This is a genomic window from Chryseobacterium sp. KACC 21268 (assembly GCA_028736075.1).
In the GTDB taxonomy this organism is placed as follows: domain Bacteria; phylum Bacteroidota; class Bacteroidia; order Flavobacteriales; family Weeksellaceae; genus Epilithonimonas.
The window spans coordinates 2,382,445-2,401,295 of record CP117875.1 but is presented as its reverse complement, the minus strand read 5'-3'; the positions used below and the strand labels follow the sequence as shown (position 1 = coordinate 2,401,295).

Annotated in this window: 18 protein-coding genes and 1 tRNA gene; 5 read left to right on the top strand and 14 right to left on the bottom strand. The window is 36.3% G+C overall.

What is annotated here, in order from left to right; translation table 11 throughout:
• Window positions 1-103: 103 nt before the first annotated feature.
• The gene (locus PQ459_11155) at window positions 104-898 is read left to right on the top strand and encodes a dienelactone hydrolase family protein (protein WDF45454.1); all 795 of its coding nucleotides are present in this window, start codon (window positions 104-106) and stop codon (window positions 896-898) included.
• Here the strand turns inward: PQ459_11155 and PQ459_11150 are convergent.
• From PQ459_11150 to PQ459_11120, 7 genes are all read right to left on the bottom strand, one after another.
• Window positions 870-1,673, bottom strand: a complete 804-nt coding sequence (locus PQ459_11150) for a patatin-like phospholipase family protein (GenBank protein WDF45453.1) — start codon at window positions 1,671-1,673, stop codon at window positions 870-872. The two genes, PQ459_11155 and PQ459_11150, sit on opposite strands and share 29 nt — an antisense overlap.
• Window positions 1,674-1,739: 66 nt before the next feature.
• Window positions 1,740-3,131, bottom strand: coding sequence for a dihydrolipoyl dehydrogenase (gene lpdA / locus PQ459_11145; GenBank protein WDF45452.1), 1,392 nt, complete (start codon window positions 3,129-3,131; stop codon window positions 1,740-1,742).
• Window positions 3,132-3,234: 103 nt separating this feature from the next.
• Window positions 3,235-5,679, bottom strand: coding sequence for a von Willebrand factor type A domain-containing protein (locus tag PQ459_11140; GenBank protein ID WDF45451.1), 2,445 nt, complete (start codon window positions 5,677-5,679; stop codon window positions 3,235-3,237).
• 11 nt (window positions 5,680-5,690) lie between these two features.
• On the bottom strand, window positions 5,691-6,215 hold the full coding sequence (locus PQ459_11135) for a sigma-70 family RNA polymerase sigma factor (GenBank protein ID WDF45450.1): 525 nt from the start codon (window positions 6,213-6,215) through the stop codon (window positions 5,691-5,693).
• A 208-nt stretch (window positions 6,216-6,423) separates the two neighbouring features.
• A complete protein-coding gene (locus PQ459_11130) occupies window positions 6,424-7,314 on the bottom strand; it encodes a TIGR01777 family oxidoreductase (protein ID WDF45449.1) in 891 nt (296 codons plus the stop codon).
• A gap of 22 nt (window positions 7,315-7,336) precedes the next feature.
• A complete protein-coding gene (locus tag PQ459_11125; GenBank protein WDF45448.1) occupies window positions 7,337-8,152 on the bottom strand; it encodes a DCC1-like thiol-disulfide oxidoreductase family protein in 816 nt (271 codons plus the stop codon).
• A 528-nt stretch (window positions 8,153-8,680) separates the two neighbouring features.
• On the bottom strand, window positions 8,681-9,181 hold the full coding sequence (locus PQ459_11120; protein ID WDF45447.1) for a transcriptional regulator: 501 nt from the start codon (window positions 9,179-9,181) through the stop codon (window positions 8,681-8,683).
• 126 nt (window positions 9,182-9,307) lie between these two features.
• Between PQ459_11120 and PQ459_11115 the strand changes: the two genes are divergently transcribed.
• The gene (locus PQ459_11115; protein WDF45446.1) at window positions 9,308-9,562 is read left to right on the top strand and encodes a hypothetical protein; all 255 of its coding nucleotides are present in this window, start codon (window positions 9,308-9,310) and stop codon (window positions 9,560-9,562) included.
• Window positions 9,563-9,572: 10 nt separating this feature from the next.
• On the opposite strand, the gene PQ459_11110 is transcribed toward PQ459_11115, so the two are convergent.
• A complete protein-coding gene (locus tag PQ459_11110; protein ID WDF45445.1) occupies window positions 9,573-12,005 on the bottom strand; it encodes a thiamine pyrophosphate-dependent enzyme in 2,433 nt (810 codons plus the stop codon).
• A 154-nt stretch (window positions 12,006-12,159) separates the two neighbouring features.
• On the opposite strand from PQ459_11110, the gene PQ459_11105 reads away from it, so the two are divergent.
• Together PQ459_11105 and PQ459_11100 are read left to right on the top strand one after the other, a co-directional pair.
• Window positions 12,160-12,453, top strand: coding sequence for a hypothetical protein (locus tag PQ459_11105; protein WDF45444.1), 294 nt, complete (start codon window positions 12,160-12,162; stop codon window positions 12,451-12,453).
• Between the two features lie 39 nt (window positions 12,454-12,492).
• Window positions 12,493-13,116 carry a hypothetical protein gene (locus tag PQ459_11100; protein WDF45443.1) on the top strand — a complete coding sequence of 208 codons (624 nt, stop codon included), beginning with the start codon at window positions 12,493-12,495 and terminating at the stop codon, window positions 13,114-13,116.
• Between the two features lie 4 nt (window positions 13,117-13,120).
• On the opposite strand, the gene PQ459_11095 is transcribed toward PQ459_11100, so the two are convergent.
• The 4 genes from PQ459_11095 to PQ459_11080 all read right to left on the bottom strand — a co-directional run bounded on the left by PQ459_11095 (window position 13,121) and on the right by PQ459_11080 (window position 16,815).
• Complete coding sequence (locus tag PQ459_11095) at window positions 13,121-14,038, bottom strand: ribonuclease Z (protein ID WDF45442.1); 918 nt, start codon at window positions 14,036-14,038, stop codon at window positions 13,121-13,123.
• 55 nt (window positions 14,039-14,093) lie between these two features.
• On the bottom strand, window positions 14,094-14,678 hold the full coding sequence (rdgB, locus tag PQ459_11090; GenBank protein ID WDF45441.1) for an RdgB/HAM1 family non-canonical purine NTP pyrophosphatase: 585 nt from the start codon (window positions 14,676-14,678) through the stop codon (window positions 14,094-14,096).
• Between the two features lie 268 nt (window positions 14,679-14,946).
• Window positions 14,947-15,762 (bottom strand): type II CAAX endopeptidase family protein, encoded by an 816-nt coding sequence (locus tag PQ459_11085; GenBank protein ID WDF45440.1) that lies wholly within the window; start codon window positions 15,760-15,762, stop codon window positions 14,947-14,949.
• A complete protein-coding gene (locus PQ459_11080) occupies window positions 15,763-16,815 on the bottom strand; it encodes an ABC transporter substrate-binding protein (protein ID WDF45439.1) in 1,053 nt (350 codons plus the stop codon).
• A gap of 47 nt (window positions 16,816-16,862) precedes the next feature.
• Here PQ459_11080 and PQ459_11075 point away from each other — a divergent pair.
• Window positions 16,863-16,936 (top strand) — tRNA-Arg (locus PQ459_11075).
• Here the strand turns inward: PQ459_11075 and PQ459_11070 are convergent.
• Together PQ459_11070 and PQ459_11065 are read right to left on the bottom strand one after the other, a co-directional pair.
• A complete protein-coding gene (locus PQ459_11070; protein ID WDF45438.1) occupies window positions 16,902-18,476 on the bottom strand; it encodes a recombinase family protein in 1,575 nt (524 codons plus the stop codon). The two genes, PQ459_11075 and PQ459_11070, sit on opposite strands and share 35 nt — an antisense overlap.
• Window positions 18,477-18,564: 88 nt before the next feature.
• Window positions 18,565-18,786: a hypothetical protein gene (locus PQ459_11065; protein ID WDF45437.1), complete on the bottom strand. Its 222-nt coding sequence runs from the start codon at window positions 18,784-18,786 to the stop codon at window positions 18,565-18,567.
• Window positions 18,787-18,851 lie beyond the last annotated feature (65 nt).

Sequence of the window (18,851 nt, the reverse complement as noted above, 5' to 3'; positions counted from 1 at the left end):
TTAAATTAATATTATAACACAAATAATTAAAAATAATCTGTTATATTTGACGAATCAAAAATAATACGTAATTATAATAACAAAATAGCTTAAACAGGGCATTATGAAAAAATTTTATTTCATACTTTGGGTTATTCTTTTAAATTGTTTGTACAATTGTTCATCTACCGCATCACTTTCTGACCCTATTCCAAGTACTCTGGATGTAAAGCACCACACCTACAAAACAGTAAATTTCTCAACTTCTGATGGACTGAAAGTTTATGCGGATTTATATTCAGGTAACAACAAACGCGGTCCGCTTATCATACTCTATCACCAAGCTGGTTTCAGCAGAGGTGAATTCAGAAGTATTGCACCAAGATTGGTCGACTTAGGTTTCAATGTATTGGCAGTTGATCTTCGCTCGGGAGATATCTTGAATCAAGTCACTAATCTGACCAAAAAAGAAGCTTTAAAACAAGGAATGTCCACCGCTTTTGAAGACGTAATTCCTGACTTGGAAGCGTCTTTCGATTATGCTAAAAATCAAATTAAATCTAGAAAAATAATTTATTGGGGAAGTTCATACTCAGCGTCGTTGGGATTTTATATGGCAGCTAAGTATCCAAAAGATTATAAAGCACTCATTGCTTACTCTCCAGGGGAATATTTTAAAGTCGAGAATAGAAATATTTCAGAATTCGCAAAGGAAATAAAGATTCCTGTTTATACTTCGTCAGCTAGAAATGAAGAATCTACTTGGAAGCCTATTTATAATTCCATTCAATCTAAAAAGCAATTTTATCTTCCTGCGAAAACCACAGGACATCATGGAACATTAGCTCTATCATCTTTCTATGACGATAGCGAAGAAAACTGGCAAGCAATCATTCCTTTTTTGAAAACATTGCTGTAAATTCTTCCTCATTATCAAGAAAAGTTCGTTTGGCTTCCTCGTAACCGATATTGAAAATTTCCTCCATATTCTGAGGTTTTCTTTCGAAGATTCCATATTTCGATAACTTTTTAGAAGTGATGAACCAATCACAATAAGCAAATTTGAAAATCTCTGTTCGATGCGACGCTAGTTCGTAAGCTCTTGTAGTAACCGCTTTGATTGTTCTAAGGTCTTGTGCTTCGACATCTTGAGGTGGCGTCACATAAACACCAATCATTTTGTCGCATTCATTATTAATTATATCTGCGGGAAAGTTATTGAGCACACCTCCATCGCTGTACATCTCTTCTCCTATAAAATAAGGTGTGGAAATCCCGGGAATGCAGGACGAAGCAATAATCGCATCAACAACTTTGTAATGTTTTTCAAAAACTTTTTGTTGCCCGGTTATCAATTCCGTCGCTACGATTCTGACATCCTTGTTCAAATCTCCAATCGTCATATCTTGGAAAATAGGTGTCAAATACATTGTGAAAATGGCTGACGAAACAAATCCCGGCTGATTGAACGTAAAATGTTTCCAATTGAAAAAATAAATCGACTGGAAAAAATCCAAAATTTCCTCCGGTGATTTCCCAACGGCGTACAAAGAGCCAACGATGGAACCTGCGCTACAGCAAGAGAGAATGTCTGGTTTAATGTTTTTCTCATTTAGAAATTTCAAAACACCTGCGTGAGCCAATCCGCGTGTTCCACCTCCGGACAAAACCAATCCTATCTTCGAATTTTCCATTACGTAAAATTAAAAAAACCGCAGAAAAATCTGCGGTTTTTATATATGAATATTATGTTATTCTTATTAAATGTGAATCACCTCACCGTAAGCAGCAGCAACAGCTTCCATCACAGCTTCAGAGATAGTTGGGTGCGGGTGGATAGATTTAAGAACTTCGTGTCCTGTCGTTTCTAGTTTTCTCGCAACCACAGCTTCAGCAATCATATCGGTAACACCGTCACCAACCATATGACAACCAAGCCACTCACCGTATTTAGCATCAAAAATAACTTTGATAAATCCATCAACATCGCCGTTAGCCGTAGCTTTTCCTGACGCAGAGAATGGGAATTTACCAACTTTGATTTCGTAACCTTTTTCTTTCGCTTGTTTTTCAGTCAAACCAACAGAAGCAATTTCTGGGTGACAATAAGTACAACCCGGAATATTTCCATAATCGATAGCTTCTACGTGAAGACCTTTGATTTTCTCAACGCAAGTGATTCCTTCTGCAGAAGCCACGTGAGCTAAAGCCTGAGTTGGGATAATGTCACCAATGGCGTAATATCCTGGAACAGAAGTTTCGTACCATTCGTTTACCAGAACTTTTCCTTTTTCAGTTTTGATTCCTACTGCTTCAAGTCCGATTCCTTCAACGTTTGAAGCAATTCCAACTGCAGAAAGTAAGATATCAGCCTCTAAAGTAATATTTCCAGTAGCTGTTTTCACGCTAGCTTTTACGCCGTTTCCTGAAGTATCCACAGATTCCACAGAAGCGTTGGTCATAATTTCAATCCCTGATTTTTTTAGAGATTTCTCAACGTGTTTTGAAACTTCTTCATCCTCCAAAGGAACGATGTTTGGCAAGAATTCTACAACAGTCACTTTGGTTCCCATTGCGTTATAAAAATCAGCAAACTCAATTCCGATAGCGCCAGAACCTACAACAATCATAGATTTTGGTTGCTCAGGAAGAGACAATGCCTGTCTGTATCCGATTACTTTTTTACCATCTTGAGGAAGGTTTGGCAATTCTCTGGAACGCGCTCCAGTTGCGATAATGATGTTGGTTCCGGAATATTCTGTTGATTTTCCTTCAGAATCTACAACGGTCACTTTTTTACCCGCTTTCACAGTGGCAGTTCCCATAATGACATCGATTTTGTTTTTCTTCATCAAGAAAGAAATTCCACCGCTCATTTTGGAAGCTACGCCTCTACTTCTTTGGATAACTTTTGAAAAATCGAAGCCTGGATTTTCCACTTTGTTAAGACCATAGTCTTCTGCGTGCTTCAGATAATTGAAAACGTGAGCAGATTTCAACAACGCTTTCGTCGGGATACAACCCCAGTTGAGGCAGATTCCGCCAAGATTTTCTTTTTCGATGATGGCTGTTTTGAAACCCAATTGAGAAGCTCTGATTGCAGTCACATAACCGCCAGGTCCACTTCCAATAACAATAATATCGTAGTTCATTGTGATTAAAAAATTTTAGCGAATTTACGGAAAATTATTGAAAGCATCGTATGACAAAAAGCAACTCTTGGAGTTGCTTTTCAAAAATTTAATATTGAGAAGTTTACTTTATCTGCTTGTAGCTTTCAATCAGTCGGATGAATTCTGAACGGTAACCATCTTCATCATTCGATTTTCCTTGTTTTGAAAGATTGATGATTTTATCAAGGTCTTTATCTTTGATGAATTCCGATTGTCTTAAAACCAAACCAAACCAAGCCACAGACGATGCAAATTTGAAATCAGATGATGCACTATTCAATTGATTTTTAGAATCTTTGATAGTTTGAATTAATTCTTTACTTACATCTTCATCCGGATTTTTGTAGCGGAATTTTACCGTTGCCAATTCGTCTCCAAATTCGTTTTTAGAACCAGTATTAGAATATTTCAAATCAACATCTTGCGGACTGAATTCGGAATCTGAATTAACTGGAATAACTTCATAAATCGCTGTCACCGTGTGACCAATTCCCAATTCTCCCGCATCGATTTTGTCATTTTTAAAATCTTCATTTTTTAATTTTCTATTTTCATAACCAATTAATCGATAAGATTTTACGAACTTCGGATTAAACTCGATTTGAATCTTCACATCTTTCGCAATCGCATACATACTTCCGGCGAATTCCTTCCCAAGAAACTTATTCGATTCCTGCATATTATCGATGTAAGCGTAATTTCCGTTGCCTTTGTCAGCAAGCATTTCCAGACGATTGTCTTTGTAATTTCCCATTCCGAAACCAAGACAAGTGAGATAAATTCCAGATTTTCTCTTCTCCTCAATCAATTTTTGAAGTTCAGAATTATCGGAAACACCAACATTGAAATCGCCATCTGTCGCCAAAATCACACGGTTGTTTCCTTTTTTAACTAAGTTTTCCTGCGCTAATTTATAAGCCAATTCAATTCCTTGACCGCCAGCAGTACTTCCGCCAGCGCTTAGATTTTCCAAAGCTGTCAGGATTTTCTCCTTATTTTTAGCCGAAGTCGGCTCCAAAACTACGCCTGCACTTCCTGCATAAGTGACGATTGCGACTTTATCTTGCGGACGAAGTTTCTCTAACAATATTTTGAATGAAGTTTTCAGCAACGGCAATTTATTCTGCTCGTTCATCGAACCGGAAACATCGATTAGGAAAACCAAATTTGAAGCTGGTAATTCTTTTTCGTTCAATGTTTTACCTTGCAAACCGATTTTCAACAACTTATGTTTAGGATTCCAAGGCGAATCGTTATATTCTGTGTTGATGGAAAAAGGCTGATTGTTTTTTGGCTGAGGATAATCGTATTTGAAATAATTAATCATTTCCTCGATTCTCACAGCATTTTTATCCACTTTCTGTCCATTGTTTATCATTCTTCGAACATTGGAATATGACGCATTATCCACATCAATTGAAAATGTAGAAAGTGGGTTGGCTTTTGCGGATTCGAATTGATTTTCCTTCCACTCGTCGTAAGATTCTTGATTTTGAACAGGTTGTGGATTATTAAGCAAATCAATTTCTTTTTTGGACAAACCTTTAGTTTTAATCACAACTACTCCATTTTTTCCTCTGCTTCCGTAAAGTGATGTTGCCGAAACGTCTTTTAGAACTTTAACATCCTTTATTTTATTTTGGTCGATATTAGCCAAGCTTGCTTTCTCATACGGAATTCCATCAATCACGTATAAAGGTTGATTGTTTGAAGTCAAAGAAGCCATACCTCGAATCGTCAATTGTGGTGAATTTCCAGGATTTGTCGGAGCAATCTGAAGTCCAGCAATGCGTCCGTTCAGAGCTTGGTCAACATAAGCTTGAGCCATCACTTTTCCCGTTGCTGGTGGCGGAGGTGGCGGTGAATAAGATTTCTCTTTTTTATTCATCGAATTTTTACTCACCATTGTTGATGCATAACCAATACTTTTTTGCTCTCGATTGATTCCCATTGCAGTCACCACAACATCATCAACGCTATTTAATTTTTCAGTGTAGATGTAATTTGGTTTCAGTTCAGGAGCCTGAACGGTTGTAATTCCTTGTTGCTGAACTTCATAGATTGCAGTTGGCGCAATTACATCTGCCACAGGAGAAGAATTTTGGTAAATCATTGGCGGAGCAACAGCAACTTTTGGCGCTTCTTGATAAGCTACAATATCTTTCGCCTCAACAGTTTTCAGTGGACTTTTCACCCAATTCTCTTCAAAAGTTTTATTGATTTCCTCAACTTTTTTCGGCGTTTCTATTTGAGTCGGATTGATTGGTTTTCCGTAATCATTTGAAGCAATTTGAGGTTCTATTTTCGTGTCTTTATCATTCACAAAATATAAAACACCAAACGTCAAAGCCAATCCAGCAACCATTCCGTAAGGCAACCAAAGTGGAATAATTCTCTTCTTTTCTTGTTTTTTATCTAATTTTTCTTCAACGTTTTGCCACACTTTTTCGAAATTTGGGAAAGTTGGTTTTTCTTCCGCAGATTTTCCGGCTTCGTTGAACATTTTATCGATATCTTGATTTTCCATTTTTTTAAACTTTAAGAATTAATTGTTTGAAGTTTCACCAGTTCCTGCAATTTTTTGCGGGCAAAATTCACCTGAGATTTGGACGTGCCTTCCGATATAGAAAGCATTTGCGCAATCTCTTTGTGCGGATAACCTTCCATCGCAAACAGATTGAAAATCGTACGGCAACCTTCGGGGAGAAAATTGAGAAGTGATAAAATTCCTCTTTCCTCCGAAACATTTTCCGGTTCAGCTTCGGCCAAATCCACAAAATTCTCTTCAATTGAAATCGAAAACGGTTGTTTCTTGCGAAGTTTCTGTAGACATTGATTCACCACAATTTTCTTTGCCCAAGCATCGAAAACCTGCAATTCCTTCAATTGGTCAAGCTTTGTGAAAATCAGATAGAAAGAATCCGCCAAAACTTCTTCCGCATCTTCGTCGTTTTTAAGGTAACGTTTGCAGGTCGCGAAGAACCGGCCTGCATATTCTTCATAAAGTTTCCGCTGTGCATTGCGGTCTTTATTTTTGCATCTTATGTATAATTCGTGTTCCATATTCTGGCGTTTATAAGGAAAGATGCAGTTGTTTAAAAAAGGTTGGAAATATTTTTGAAAATTTAAGAAAAAACTTTGAAAGTCAGCTTCCAAAGTTTTGTAATTTTAATCAATATAAAAACAGTTTGATAGTTAATTACACTAAGTTTGTCAGGAATCTCAACAGCGACGTTTAGATTCCTACGGAATGACAAATATTATGTTTTATTTAAAGTCTTTTTATTGCTTTTTCAAAGTTATAATATTGAAACTGAAATCCATTTTCCAATAAAATTTCCGGATAAACATTTCGGCTTTTCAGCATCAATTCAGTTTCGGTTTTGATGAAGATTGCTGCGATTTCCAACAGCCAAACCGGACTTGGGATTCCGAATGGAATTTTTATTTTCTCACGAAGTTGTTTCATCATTTCTATGTTTGATAAAGGTTTTGGAGCTGTGATATTGATTGCACCTTTTAAGTTTTCATTTTCAATGATGAAGTTGACGGCTTCGCAAAAGTCATCAATGTGAATCCAGCTCATCATTTGATTTCCTCTACCTTGTTTTCCGCCTAAAGCGAGTTTTGAGATTTGTTTGAATTTAGGAAAAGCGCCACCATTTTTCCCTAAGACAATTGAAGTCCTCAGAGCGACTTTTCGGATATTTTGATTTTCGGTTTTGAAGAATTTTTTTTCCCAGCTTTTACAAATATTAATTGAAAAATCGTCGCCGATGATTCCGTTTTTCTCCGTATTGAGATGGGTTTCGGAATGGGTGTAGATTGTTGCAGAACTTGCATTCAGCCAGATTTTTGGTGGATTTTGACATTCGTCAATGGCTTGCTGAAGGACTTTTGTGGAATAAATCCTGGAATCGTAGATTTCCATTTTGTTCTTCTCGTTGTATCTGCAATCCACAGATTTTCCTGTAAGATTGATAAGCACGTCTGCGTTTTCTAATTCGGTTTTCCAATTTCCTAACGTTTTTGCGTCCCATAAGATTTCGTTTTCACGTTTTGGATTTCGGGTCAGGATTTTGATTTCATAGTTTTTATTGAGGAAATATTGTTCTAAATTTTTGCCAAGAAAACCAGTTCCGGCTGCGATGATTATTTTCATTTTAATAAAATTTAATTAGAAATTAGTTTAAAACAATATACAAAATAATTGCTCCAAAAGTGATTCTGAAAATCATCCAAGAAATGGTTGGAATAATCCCGAATTTCAACATTCTGCATCGTCTCAAATGTTCCAAAAACATCACAAACACTACAATTCCAAAGTAGATAAAATAAAATATTTGATTAAAATCAAAGAATAAAACCGGAACCAAAAGCAAAGTTCCAAGAAGAGAGACCGTCATCATATTCCCGAGATAATCCCAAATTCTATCTTTGAGATAAATCCCCATAAACAAGCTCTGCCAAACGATTTGCATACAACAGATGAAAAATTCCAGACCAAAATTATTTTTGAAATCAGGAAACAATCTTTGATTATAAAATCCTAAAACATAAGCGGAAAAAATTAAAACAAACGCAAGGTATAAAAGTCTGTATTTGAGATTGAAATCCGGAACACAATTGTACTCTGTCAAATCTTTTGCGGAAGGAATATTTTGTTTTCTGTTGTAAGAAACGAACTTGTAAAGTCTTTGAAAAAACCAATGAAATGGTTGTATTCTTGCGACTTTTTCTAAAGCTGGAAAGGCGTTTCCGATTATTTTGAGCAGACTTTCCAATCCGTAGAATACTTTGTTTTCCTTTGTATCAATCAACGCTATCTCGCTTTTTGAACGTTGAAAATCAATCATATTTTTGATTTCAGGAGAGATGTCTGAGAAGGCCTCTCTTCCCTTCTCATCCAGCATTCCGGCCTTTATAAATCCTTTGGAATAGATGTTACACATTGGACAATCGTTGTCGTAGATGAGGATGTGGTTTTGTAGCGTTTTCATTTTGTAGGGTTTTTAAGATTGATAGATTTTTGATTTCTGTAATCAATGAAACTTGAAATCAAAAATAGAATTGCCATCACATTGATTAGAATTGCAACAAATACAAACAAAAAATCTAGTTGCAGTACAGACATAAATAAAATTGACAATAAAAAAATATAATAACCTATTTTGTAAATTTTAAAAACTACATTTCTCTCCTGTAATCCGCCCACCCTAATTATGAAACTAATTGTCTGCGAGCATCCTATAAAAAATAAGCAAATTGCAAAATTACCTTGGAATTCTGAACCTAAACTTGACCACAAAATTGAGATAAGATAAGCAGCTAGTTGAAAGTAGAAATCATATTTGAAGAAGGTTTTCATAGCTTTATAATTTTAAAATGTTAAAAAACTCCTTTTGGTTTTTCCAAAGTATAGAATAAGAAATAGGTGAATGATAAGATTTTTCATAGTATTGTAATTTTTATATTTTCAGTAATTTTTGAAACTTCATCTGAAATAAAAAAGGAAAATGAATTCCTTTCTATTTCAATAAATTGGTGATTTTCCCAACCAACCAATGGTCGTCGCTTTTTATGGCAAGGTCCATTATATTGTTGATTTTGTTGGTCACGTTTCCAAAATCTTCCATCAGTTTGATGAATTCTTTGGCTTCATCGGAATCGTAATCTACATTTTTCAGTTCCTCCAAAAACGCTACAACTGGTTCTATTTCTCGTTTTCTGCGTTCTTTTGTAATTTGTTTGAAGAGAAACCAGACATCTTTTTCAGCGATGAAATATTCCTTCCTATCCCCTTTCACAAATTCTTTTTTTACAATTCCCCAATCCATCAGTGCCCGGAGATTCATATTCGCATTGCCTCGTGAAATTTGCAAAAGCTCCATCACTTCATCCGTTGACAATGGTTTTCCTTCTGCCAAAAGCAAAGCGTGAACCTGCGCCATTGTTCGGTTGATTCCCCAGCTTGTGGCAAATGTTCCCCAAGTTTGGATGTATTTTTCTTTGGCTTCGTCGAGTTTCATATTGTAATTTATAGTACAAATATAATTAAAATTATTGAACTTTCAAAAATAAATGAAAATTAATTGTTAATGAATACTTAATAATGATAACTGTTTATTAGTAATAGATTTGTTAAAATTTAAGTAGTGAAATATACCCTTGTAAAACGGAATAAAAGCTTTCGTGCAGAATCGCATTCTCATTTTATAGATTGGATGAGAAAAATGGATTTGCAGAAATGGATTGATAATAAAGATTTTATGGAAGGATATTCTTACAGAAAAAAAACTTTTGAAAAAATCGACATTCGTCACGATGATGAAAGCCAGTTTGTAGAAGACCTACAAAAAAATAACCTTTTGAAAATAGAATCTTCAAAAGGTTTTTTGGGGATATTTTAAATTTCAGAAATCAATAAATCGATGGATATTTCTGAGGATTGATTTCCGTAAACATCGCGTAGATTTTCTCAATTATATCATCAGAAGATGGTTTGCTGAAGTAGTCGCCATCACTTGCAAAAGCTGGTCTGTGATTTTCCGCAGAAATCGTCAATGGCTCCGAATCCAAAAATTTGAACGCTTTTTGTTTCTCTAAAATCTGCTGAAGAATAAACGCCGAAGTTCCACCTTCCACATCTTCATCGATTACGACCAATCGATTGGTTTTCTTCACGCTTTCTGCAATTTCATTAGTCAAATCGAATGGAATCAACGACTGAACATCAATCACTTCTGCAAAAATTCCTAATTTTTCTAATTCATTCGCCGCTTCCGTAACGATTCTCCAAGTTGAACCGTAAGTTACCAAAGTAACATCTTTACCTTCTTTTGTCACTTCGATTTTTCCGACAGGAATCGTGAATTCTCCTAAGTTATCTGGTTGTTTTTCTTTCAATCTGTAACCGTTCAAGCATTCTACAATCACGGCTGGCTCATCACTTTGAAGCATTGTGTTGTAAAAACCTGCCGCTTTCGTTAGACTTCTTGGAACCAGAATATTAATTCCTTTTGAAAGGTTAAGGATTCCCGCCATTGGCGAACCGGAATGCCAAACGCCTTCCAATCTGTGTCCGCGAGTTCTAATGATGACAGGTGCTTTTTGACCACCTTTTGTTCTGTATTGAACCGTTGCCAAATCATCGCTCATTCCTTGCAAACAGTACAAAATATAATCAAGATATTGGATTTCAGCAATCGGTTTCAGACCGCGCATCGCCATTCCTATACCTTGTCCGAGAATTGTTGCTTCACGGATTCCTGTGTCAGCAATTCTTACCTCGCCATATTTTTCCTGAAGTCCTTCCAGACCTTGATTCACATCGCCGATATTTCCCGCATCTTCACCGAAAACCAAAGCTTGCGGATATTTTGCAAAGATTTTATCGAAGTTATTTCGTACCACAACTCTGCCATCCACTTCTTCAGAAGCATCAGAATAGATTGGTTTGATTTCTTTTACATTCGTTGCTTTCCATTCAGATTGAGAATACAAATGCGACGAATAATTATCTTTTTCAATTTTGAATATTTCTTCGTATTTCGATTTCAAAGCAGTTCTTTCAGCGGAGTTTTGAGCTCTTGTCACTAATAAAGACTGTCTTACCAAATGGAAAATATCTCTCTTGCTTTTAGAAATGATTTTATTAAAGCTTTCAATTAATTGAGCAACTTCAACATTTTGATTTTTAATGGATTCTACAAATGGTAAAACTTGATTTTTTAAATCTGAGATTGTATTTTGGTAAGATTCCCAAGCTTTTTTCTGCCCGTCTTTCACCAATTTCTTAGATTCTGAATCGATTGAATCTAATTCTTCAACCGAAGCCAAATATTCTTCATTTCCTTCAATCTCGATGCTGTAATCCAAAATCCATTCACGGAATTTCAACATTCCGTCAAACTCAGATTCCCATTTCAGACGCTCTTCGTTTTTGTAACGCTCGTGCGAACCAGAAGTCGAATGTCCTTGTGGTTGTGTCACTTCCGTCACGTGAATCACCACTGGAACGCTTTCATATCTTGCGTAATGCTCAGCTTTCGCATAAGCTTCCATCAACGCTGGATAATCCCACGCTTTCACCTGGATGATTTCGCAACCTTGTTTTTCGTCCGCTTTTCTTTGGAAACCGGAAAGCATTTCGGAAATATCCGCTTTCGCTCTTTGGTTTTGAGTCGGAACCGAAATCCCGTAACCATCATCCCAAATCGAAACAATCATCGGAACTTGCAAAGCACAAGCGGCGTTCAAAGTTTCCCAAAAATGACCTTCAGCTGTTGAAGCGTCGCCAATCGTTCCAAAGGCTACTTCGTTTCCGTCTTTTGAAAACTTCTCAGAACCATCGAATTTTACGGATTTATAAACTTTGGAAGCCTGAGCCAATCCCAATAATCTCGGCATTTGTCCAGCGGTTGGCGAAATGTCGGATGAAATATTTTTCTGTTCAGTTAAGTTTTTCCAACTTCCGTCTGCGTTCAAACTTCTTGTGGCGTAGTGGCCGTTCATTTGTCTTCCGGCAGATGCTGGTTCTCTTTCCACGCTTGTGTCAGCGTATAATTGTGCAAAAAAACTTTCCACAGAAACCGCATCGATTGCCAACGCAAAAGTCTGGTCGCGGTAATAACCCGAACGGAAATCACCGTTTCTAAAAACCTTAGCCATTGCCAACTGTGGCAATTCTTTCCCGTCTCCGAAAATCCCAAATTTTGCTTTACCGGTCAAAACTTCGCGCCTTCCCAAATAGGACATCTCGCGAGAAATCCTACCTAAACGATAGTCTTCCAAAATGCTGTTTTTAAAATCCTGAAATGAGATTTGCTGAGTTTCTATGTAGGTTGTTTGCATAACTTTGAATTTTGACAAATATAAAATTTTTTACTGAAATTTTTATTGATTTGATATTTCGTAAAAATAAGATAATTTTATAAAGTATAAAAATTCATCAATTATATTTTTTCCACAGAATTAATGAATATTTTTGAATCATCAATTTGAACCAATGAAAAAAACCGCACCACACATTCTGAATGCCTCTACCAACCTTTTGGGATTTTGTTTGGTCATCATTACTTCTTTGAAGATTACGAAGTTCAGTCATCATTCTTATTTGGATGAATTTACCGTTGGCGCGATTTTCTGTTTGATGTTGAGTTGCACTTTATCTTTCCTTGCCATCAGAACAGATAAGGAAAAGCTGTCGGACAGATTAGAAAACATTGCTGATGTTCTTTTCTTTGTGGCTTTGATTTGTATTTCTTTGGCGGTTTGTATTGTGAGTATTGATGTGGTTTGATGAGAATAATTTTCGGATATTTGAATTATAAACTATGTTATGAAAACCAAATCTCTAACTCTTGTAATTCTATTAATTTTTGGCGTTGTAGGAGTAGGTTCAAAAGTCTTTTCACAGGATTTGCAGAATGAAATGTATTTTAACCAAAACCGTATTATAAATGAATCGGTTTTGAATGATAGCATAAATAGTAAGTTTGTGAAATCAAGTAAGCTGGAAAATGTCAACATTTTTATTGAACAAAAAGACAAAGATAAATTTTCAATTTTTGTAAAAAATTCTTCAAGCGAAAATCTAGTTTTAGTTCCGCAAGATTATAGTTTGTATTTAATCCAAGAAGCAATTGACAAAAAAGGAAAGTGGAAACCAATTGAGTTCTGGGGTTTTTCAACTTGCGGAAATAGTTATGACAGAAAAATCAAATTTAACCCAAATCAAATAATTGAATTAGATTCTCCAAAATACAAAGGAGATTTTTCGACAAAAATTCGATTTAAACTTCGATTGAATAATCAAGTCTATTATTCAAATTCAATTCCTTCAACTATAAATATTTCTAAATTCCAGAAATCTAAATGGTATAATGAATATCTGGAAATTTTTCAAATGTCGCCAAAAAGTGAGATAGAAGATTGGCTTTACATTAATAAAGAGGTTCAATAAATTTCTACCCAACCTTCACTGTCTCCAAAGCCTTAGGCAGAAAACTATTCGGGAAAATCTGTCTTGCTTCATCTGTCATTACGCTTAAATCGCTGTAACGGTTTGAGAAATGTCCTAAAATCAATTTTCCGACTTGTGCTTTTTTGGCAATCGTCGCGGCCTCCAAAGCTGTGGAATGTCCGGTGTAATCTGCCATTTCTTTCAGGTTATTCAAGAAAGTGGATTCGTGGTAGAGGACGTCGACGTTTTCTATGATTGGGATGATGTCTTCTTTGTATTTGGTGTCACTGCAAAATGCGTATGAAACGGAAGGTTGCGGGTCAGTCGTCAATGAAGCATTGTCGATGATGTTTCCATCTTCGGAGATGAAATCTTTCCCTAATCGCAGGTTCTGAAAATCGCAAATCTCAATTTCTTTGTGTTTTGAGATTTCCTTCATATTCAAATGGCGTTCTTTTGGTTTTTCTTTGAAGAGATAACCGTTGCAATAAATCCTGTGGTTGAGCGGAATTGTGAAGACTTCTACCCTTTTGTCTTCGTATATTTTTACTGATTCTTTGCCTTCCAGTTCGTGATAGATGACCTCAAAACCTTTGTAGGTTTCCGTGATTTCGAAAATTGTGTCCATCATTTTTTTGATGCCTTTTGGACCGTAGATATTCAATGGGGTTTTTCTTCCCAGAAGTCGGAAAGAAGCAACCAATCCCGGCAAACCGAAACAATGGTCACCGTGAAGATGGGAAATGAAAATATGATTGATTTTGGAAAACCGCACTTTTGCTTTTCGCATTTGAACCTGAGTTCCTTCGCCACAATCGATGAGGAAATGACGTTCTTCCATTTCCAAAAACTGAGAGGTTGGAGAGGAATTGATGGTTGGAATTGCGGAGTTGAATCCCAAAATGGTAAGATATGTACTCAATTTTCTTGTTTGTATTGAAAAATAAAAGGGTAAATATACGAAAACATCATAAAAATCACAAAAGACCCCCTTTGGAATTGAGGAATTCTAAGAATTTTTTCAAAGCTTCACTTCTGTGGCTGATTTTGTTTTTTTCCTCTGGCAACATCTGAGCGAAAGTCATATTGTGGTCGTCTGGAATGAAAATCGGGTCGTAACCAAATCCATCTTCGCCGAAAACTTCTGTCGTGATGTTTCCGTAAACTCGGCCTTCGAAGTAATGTTCGCCGTCGTTGTCTTTGAAACATAGAACGGTGATAAAATAAGCACGTCTATTTGGTTCATCCGACAGTTCTTCCAAAACTTTCTCGATGTTCTTTTTGAAATTGTGGTTTCCGGCGTAACGTGCGGAGTAAATCCCAGGTCGTCCGTCCAAGGCTTCCACAACCAATCCGCTGTCGTCGCCAACACTTCCCTTTCCGGTTTTCTCGAAGCAGTATTTTGCTTTGATGAGGGCGTTTTCCTGGAAGGTGTTTCCGTCCTCGATGATTTCGTCGTTCAGGTTGTAATCTGTGAGCGATGTCACGATGAAGTCTGGTCCGAGGATTTGTTGGATTTCTTCTTTTTTGTGTAAGTTATGTGTGGCGATTAGGATTTCCATATGTTGTTATAAATGATAGTTGATAAGTGATAAATGATATTATTTGTGGGTTTTAATCAGCCTTGTCAAGGTTCGGAACCTTGACAAGGCTTTCAACATTTCAAATTTAAAGTTTTTAGATTAATTTCTAATGTTGACAAAAGTTTGTATGGATGACAAATGTTGGACTTTGCGAAGCGCAACCCGGCTTGAGCGGAAATCCTTTTTTGTGGCTGGAAAAGCGAGGGCAAAAAGATTGGGAGCGGAAGACGGATAAGTTGCCATAATTTTAATCTTTATAAATAATATTCTTGTGGATGGCGAAAAAATAAAATGGAATTGCGAAAATTACCACGCCAGCGACAAGAAGAAGTTCTTTGTTTACGCTGAATAATCCGGAAAAAGTTTCTGAATCCGAGTACATCATCATCAATGCTGACAGTAAGTTATTGAAGGCGTGCAACAATATCGGCATCAGCAGAGATTTCGTTTTGTAGTACACCAAACCTAATACCAAACCGAGCAAAAATGCGCCCGCAAATTGCCACGGATTGAAATGGACGGCGCCGAAAATCAAGGCGGAGACGATAATCGCGGTGGCTGGAGCGACTTTGTTGTTTATCATTCCTTTCATAATGACGCCTCGGAAAAGGATTTCTTCAAGAATTGGTGCGAGGATGACGGTCATAATGACCAGTGCGACCGGGTCTTTGAGGAGTTTTGCGAATTCTTTGGTATAGAGTTCGTAAATCGGGCCGAGAATTCCGCCTTCTGTTGGGATAAGTTGCGTGGTGTAATCGGCGACGAGCATCATCCCGAACATCATTGGGAATATCAATAGATAAACCCGAAATGGCTTGGTTGAAAAGTCGAAATTGAGTTTCTTTTTTTCTTTTCTAACGACTAAAAGGTCGAAGAATAAAACGGGCGTGAGCATTGTCGCGCAATACATAAAGATGTTGAAACCGCCGAATTCGCTGATGTCCTGGTCGAATAACGCCGACAATCCCAAACCGATGGCGTAAGCGAATGATTGCCCGATGAAAAGTCCGACCACGAGGATGATTCCGATGAAAAAGTCGACTTTATAATTTTGTTCCTGCATTTATTTAAGTTCTTTGAGATAAACCAACGGTTCTGACTGGAAAGTTACGTCTTCTGGATGAAAAATCTTGAAATAATCTCTCAAAACCACGTCGCAACGGACAATGCCACTTTCGAAATAGTCGTTGGCCTGGTCTTTTTCGCGGTTGTTTATCATATATAATTTGCCAGAATTGAAAACGTCCATTTTTGAATAATTCGGATTGAGCGTTAGAAGTTCTTTTTTGTTTTTGTGCGGACTGATGTTAATCCAAAAATTGGCTTGTTTTGATTTGATGAAAACTTCCTCGAAACTTAGTGGAACCGAGGTGGATTCTTTGTTGTCTTTGAGGATATAATTTCCGCCAGCATCGTTGATAAGCTTGGCTACGAAGGAGTTTCCGCCTGGTAGAAACCATTGGCTTCCGTACATCTCGTTGCAAAGAACCAACGAATTTGACTTTGAATTTTTGCTTAAGGCCTGGATTTTCTTGTAATTGCCTTCGATGTTTCGATAGGCTTTTTCCGCTTCCTTTTCTTTTCCGAATAATTTTCCGAAGAGCAAAAGATATTTTGATTTTTCTAATGGATTTTGTTCCATAAAGTCATCGAGGAAAATGAGTTCGATGCCGTTGTTTTTCAGGACTTCGTAGGTGTTGGCAAAGTTGGGAACATAGTTGGTGAAGATGACATCCGGTTTGTTGGAAAGGATTTTTTCGATGTCGTATTTTTGTTCGTTTCCAACGTTGAGGATTTTGTTTTCGTTGATTAACTGGTGGATTTTTTCCGAGAAAATATATTCCGGACTGGAGACGCCGGTGATTTTATTTTCTAAATTAAGTTCAGAAAAGAAGCCAATCAAGCTAGAATTTAGCAACATTGCTTTTTTGAAAGGCAGATTTTTGCTCGAAATTACATTTTTGAATTTTCCGGAGGTCAAAGTCAGGTTGTCGGAATTCTCAATATAATTCACTCGTGATGAGATGGTTATATTGTCATTTGATTTTTGAACATTTTCTTTTTTGCAGGAAATTGAAAAAAGAAATAAAATTAGTAGTAAAAAAATACGTTTCATCTTCCAAAGAAAGCAAAAAAGTACTATATTTGCAAACCTTTAAACAAGGCCTCGTGGCGCAACTGAATAGCGCATCTGATTACGGCTCAGAAGGTTACAGGTTTGAATCCTGTCGAGGTCACAAGACCGACATTTGAAGTTTTTTCACTTCTTTGTCGGTTTTTTTTATTTCCTAACTCCTTGTTAATCAAAGCAATATTACCAGCCAAACTGTTAATTTTTGTGGTTTGAAAATACTCGCCATCGAAAGTTAACTTTTCAGGATATATCAAACCAACAATTGCACGCTTGTCAATTGTACTTGCGTTATTATATCTTTCAGAGATGTTGACAATGGCATTTAATGCTTGAGTCATCTTCTTCTCAATATCATCAGTATGACCAGAATTTTTTAATGAATTTAATTTAAAGTTGATATCTTCTATTTCCACTTTATACTTCATTTTAATTCTCTTAAAATCTTCTTCATCCAATTTATCTTCAAGATACATATCTCTTGCTTTGTCAATTCTTCCTTCAATAGCATTAAGTTTATTTTGCAAAACCTTTCTTTCATCATTTAGACCATTTGAAACTATTGAAAAGTTCTGTTCTAAAATTGTTTTTAATATTTTCTCAGCACCGATGCTGAATCTAAATTTTGATAATTCTTCGACAAAAAGATCATTAACTATTTCAGAATTATGCCTGAAACCACATGAGGTTGTACAATGGTAATAGTAGTAATGCTTGCTTCTTCCCTTAGCACTACTGGCAGTAAGAGTTTTATTGCATTGTGGGCATAATAGTAATCCCCTCAAAGGATAGCGTTCTTCATTTATTATCCTTCCTGCTGGTAAGAAAGCATCCTTATTACTTTTACGATTAAGAACCCTTTGAACTTTCATGAAAAGTTCTTCAGAGATCAGTGCTTCATGTTTTCCTTCAACAATTTTTTCCTCCTCATCGTTATACGCCTTTAGAAATAATTTTCCGCAGTAGGCTATATTTCTCAAACCATCCATAAATGAATTTTTCGTCAGCTTTCTGCCTTCTCTCCTGTTCATTTCTTTTAAAATAACTGCTGTAGGTAGATGTCCTTTCGCCACCTGCTTAAAGGCCCATATCATGTTTGTTGCCTCAGGTTCTTTAACTGCTACATATTTACGGCCGTCTTCTGTACATCTGTTAATATAGCCATATGGAGCGATACCCATCATTCTACCCTCTTTAATCGCTCTTCTCATTCCATAAGTCACATTCAATGCCCTCCTGTCATTTTCTACCTCAGGCGTTGATAAATATATTGCTAACAACAGTTTATTTTCGGGTACACGTAAATCTAACGGTTGTTCAATAGCTTGAGGCGTAATACATAATTTATTAAGATTGGATATCATCTGATAAGCCTCACTGGTATTACGGCTGAATCGATCCCATTTTGTAAAAAATAAGAACTTGTTTTGTTTAGAACCTCTTCCTTTTCTAATATTAAACAGGTATTTTTTCCATTCAGGCCTCTCAAAAGTTTTGGCAGAATGATCTTCATAAATAATTTTGTCAATCGTTATATTCAGAGAAGAACAATGCTTGCGTAAACGCTCCTCCTGATCACGTTGTGAATATCCTTTATCTGCTTGTTCGTCAGTTGACACGCGAATATATAGATCAGCAACTTTCATAATTTTTTATTTAAAAGTGGAATAAGAGAATCTTTATAATAATAGAGTATTGTACGATTTAAATACTTTGTAATCACTAAAGTACGAATTAATCTTTAGGTGATAAAAACTCCTTGATGGTAATTTTAACCATTGTATGAAAAAATAGTAAAATTTCAGCAGCCTCGTCATCTGACACTATAGTTCCTGAATCCTTTAGCATTTTTATAGCGACATTTAATGGCAATTCCTGAAATTTCATAATCGACTCCAGCTCAAATTTATTTGAGCTTTCAGTAATCGGATATTTTATTATTTCCCTTTTAGCCATTGTTAATCTTTACTACATGAAATCTTTTAAACTCAATTTCAACTTACTATTATCACTGATGATTT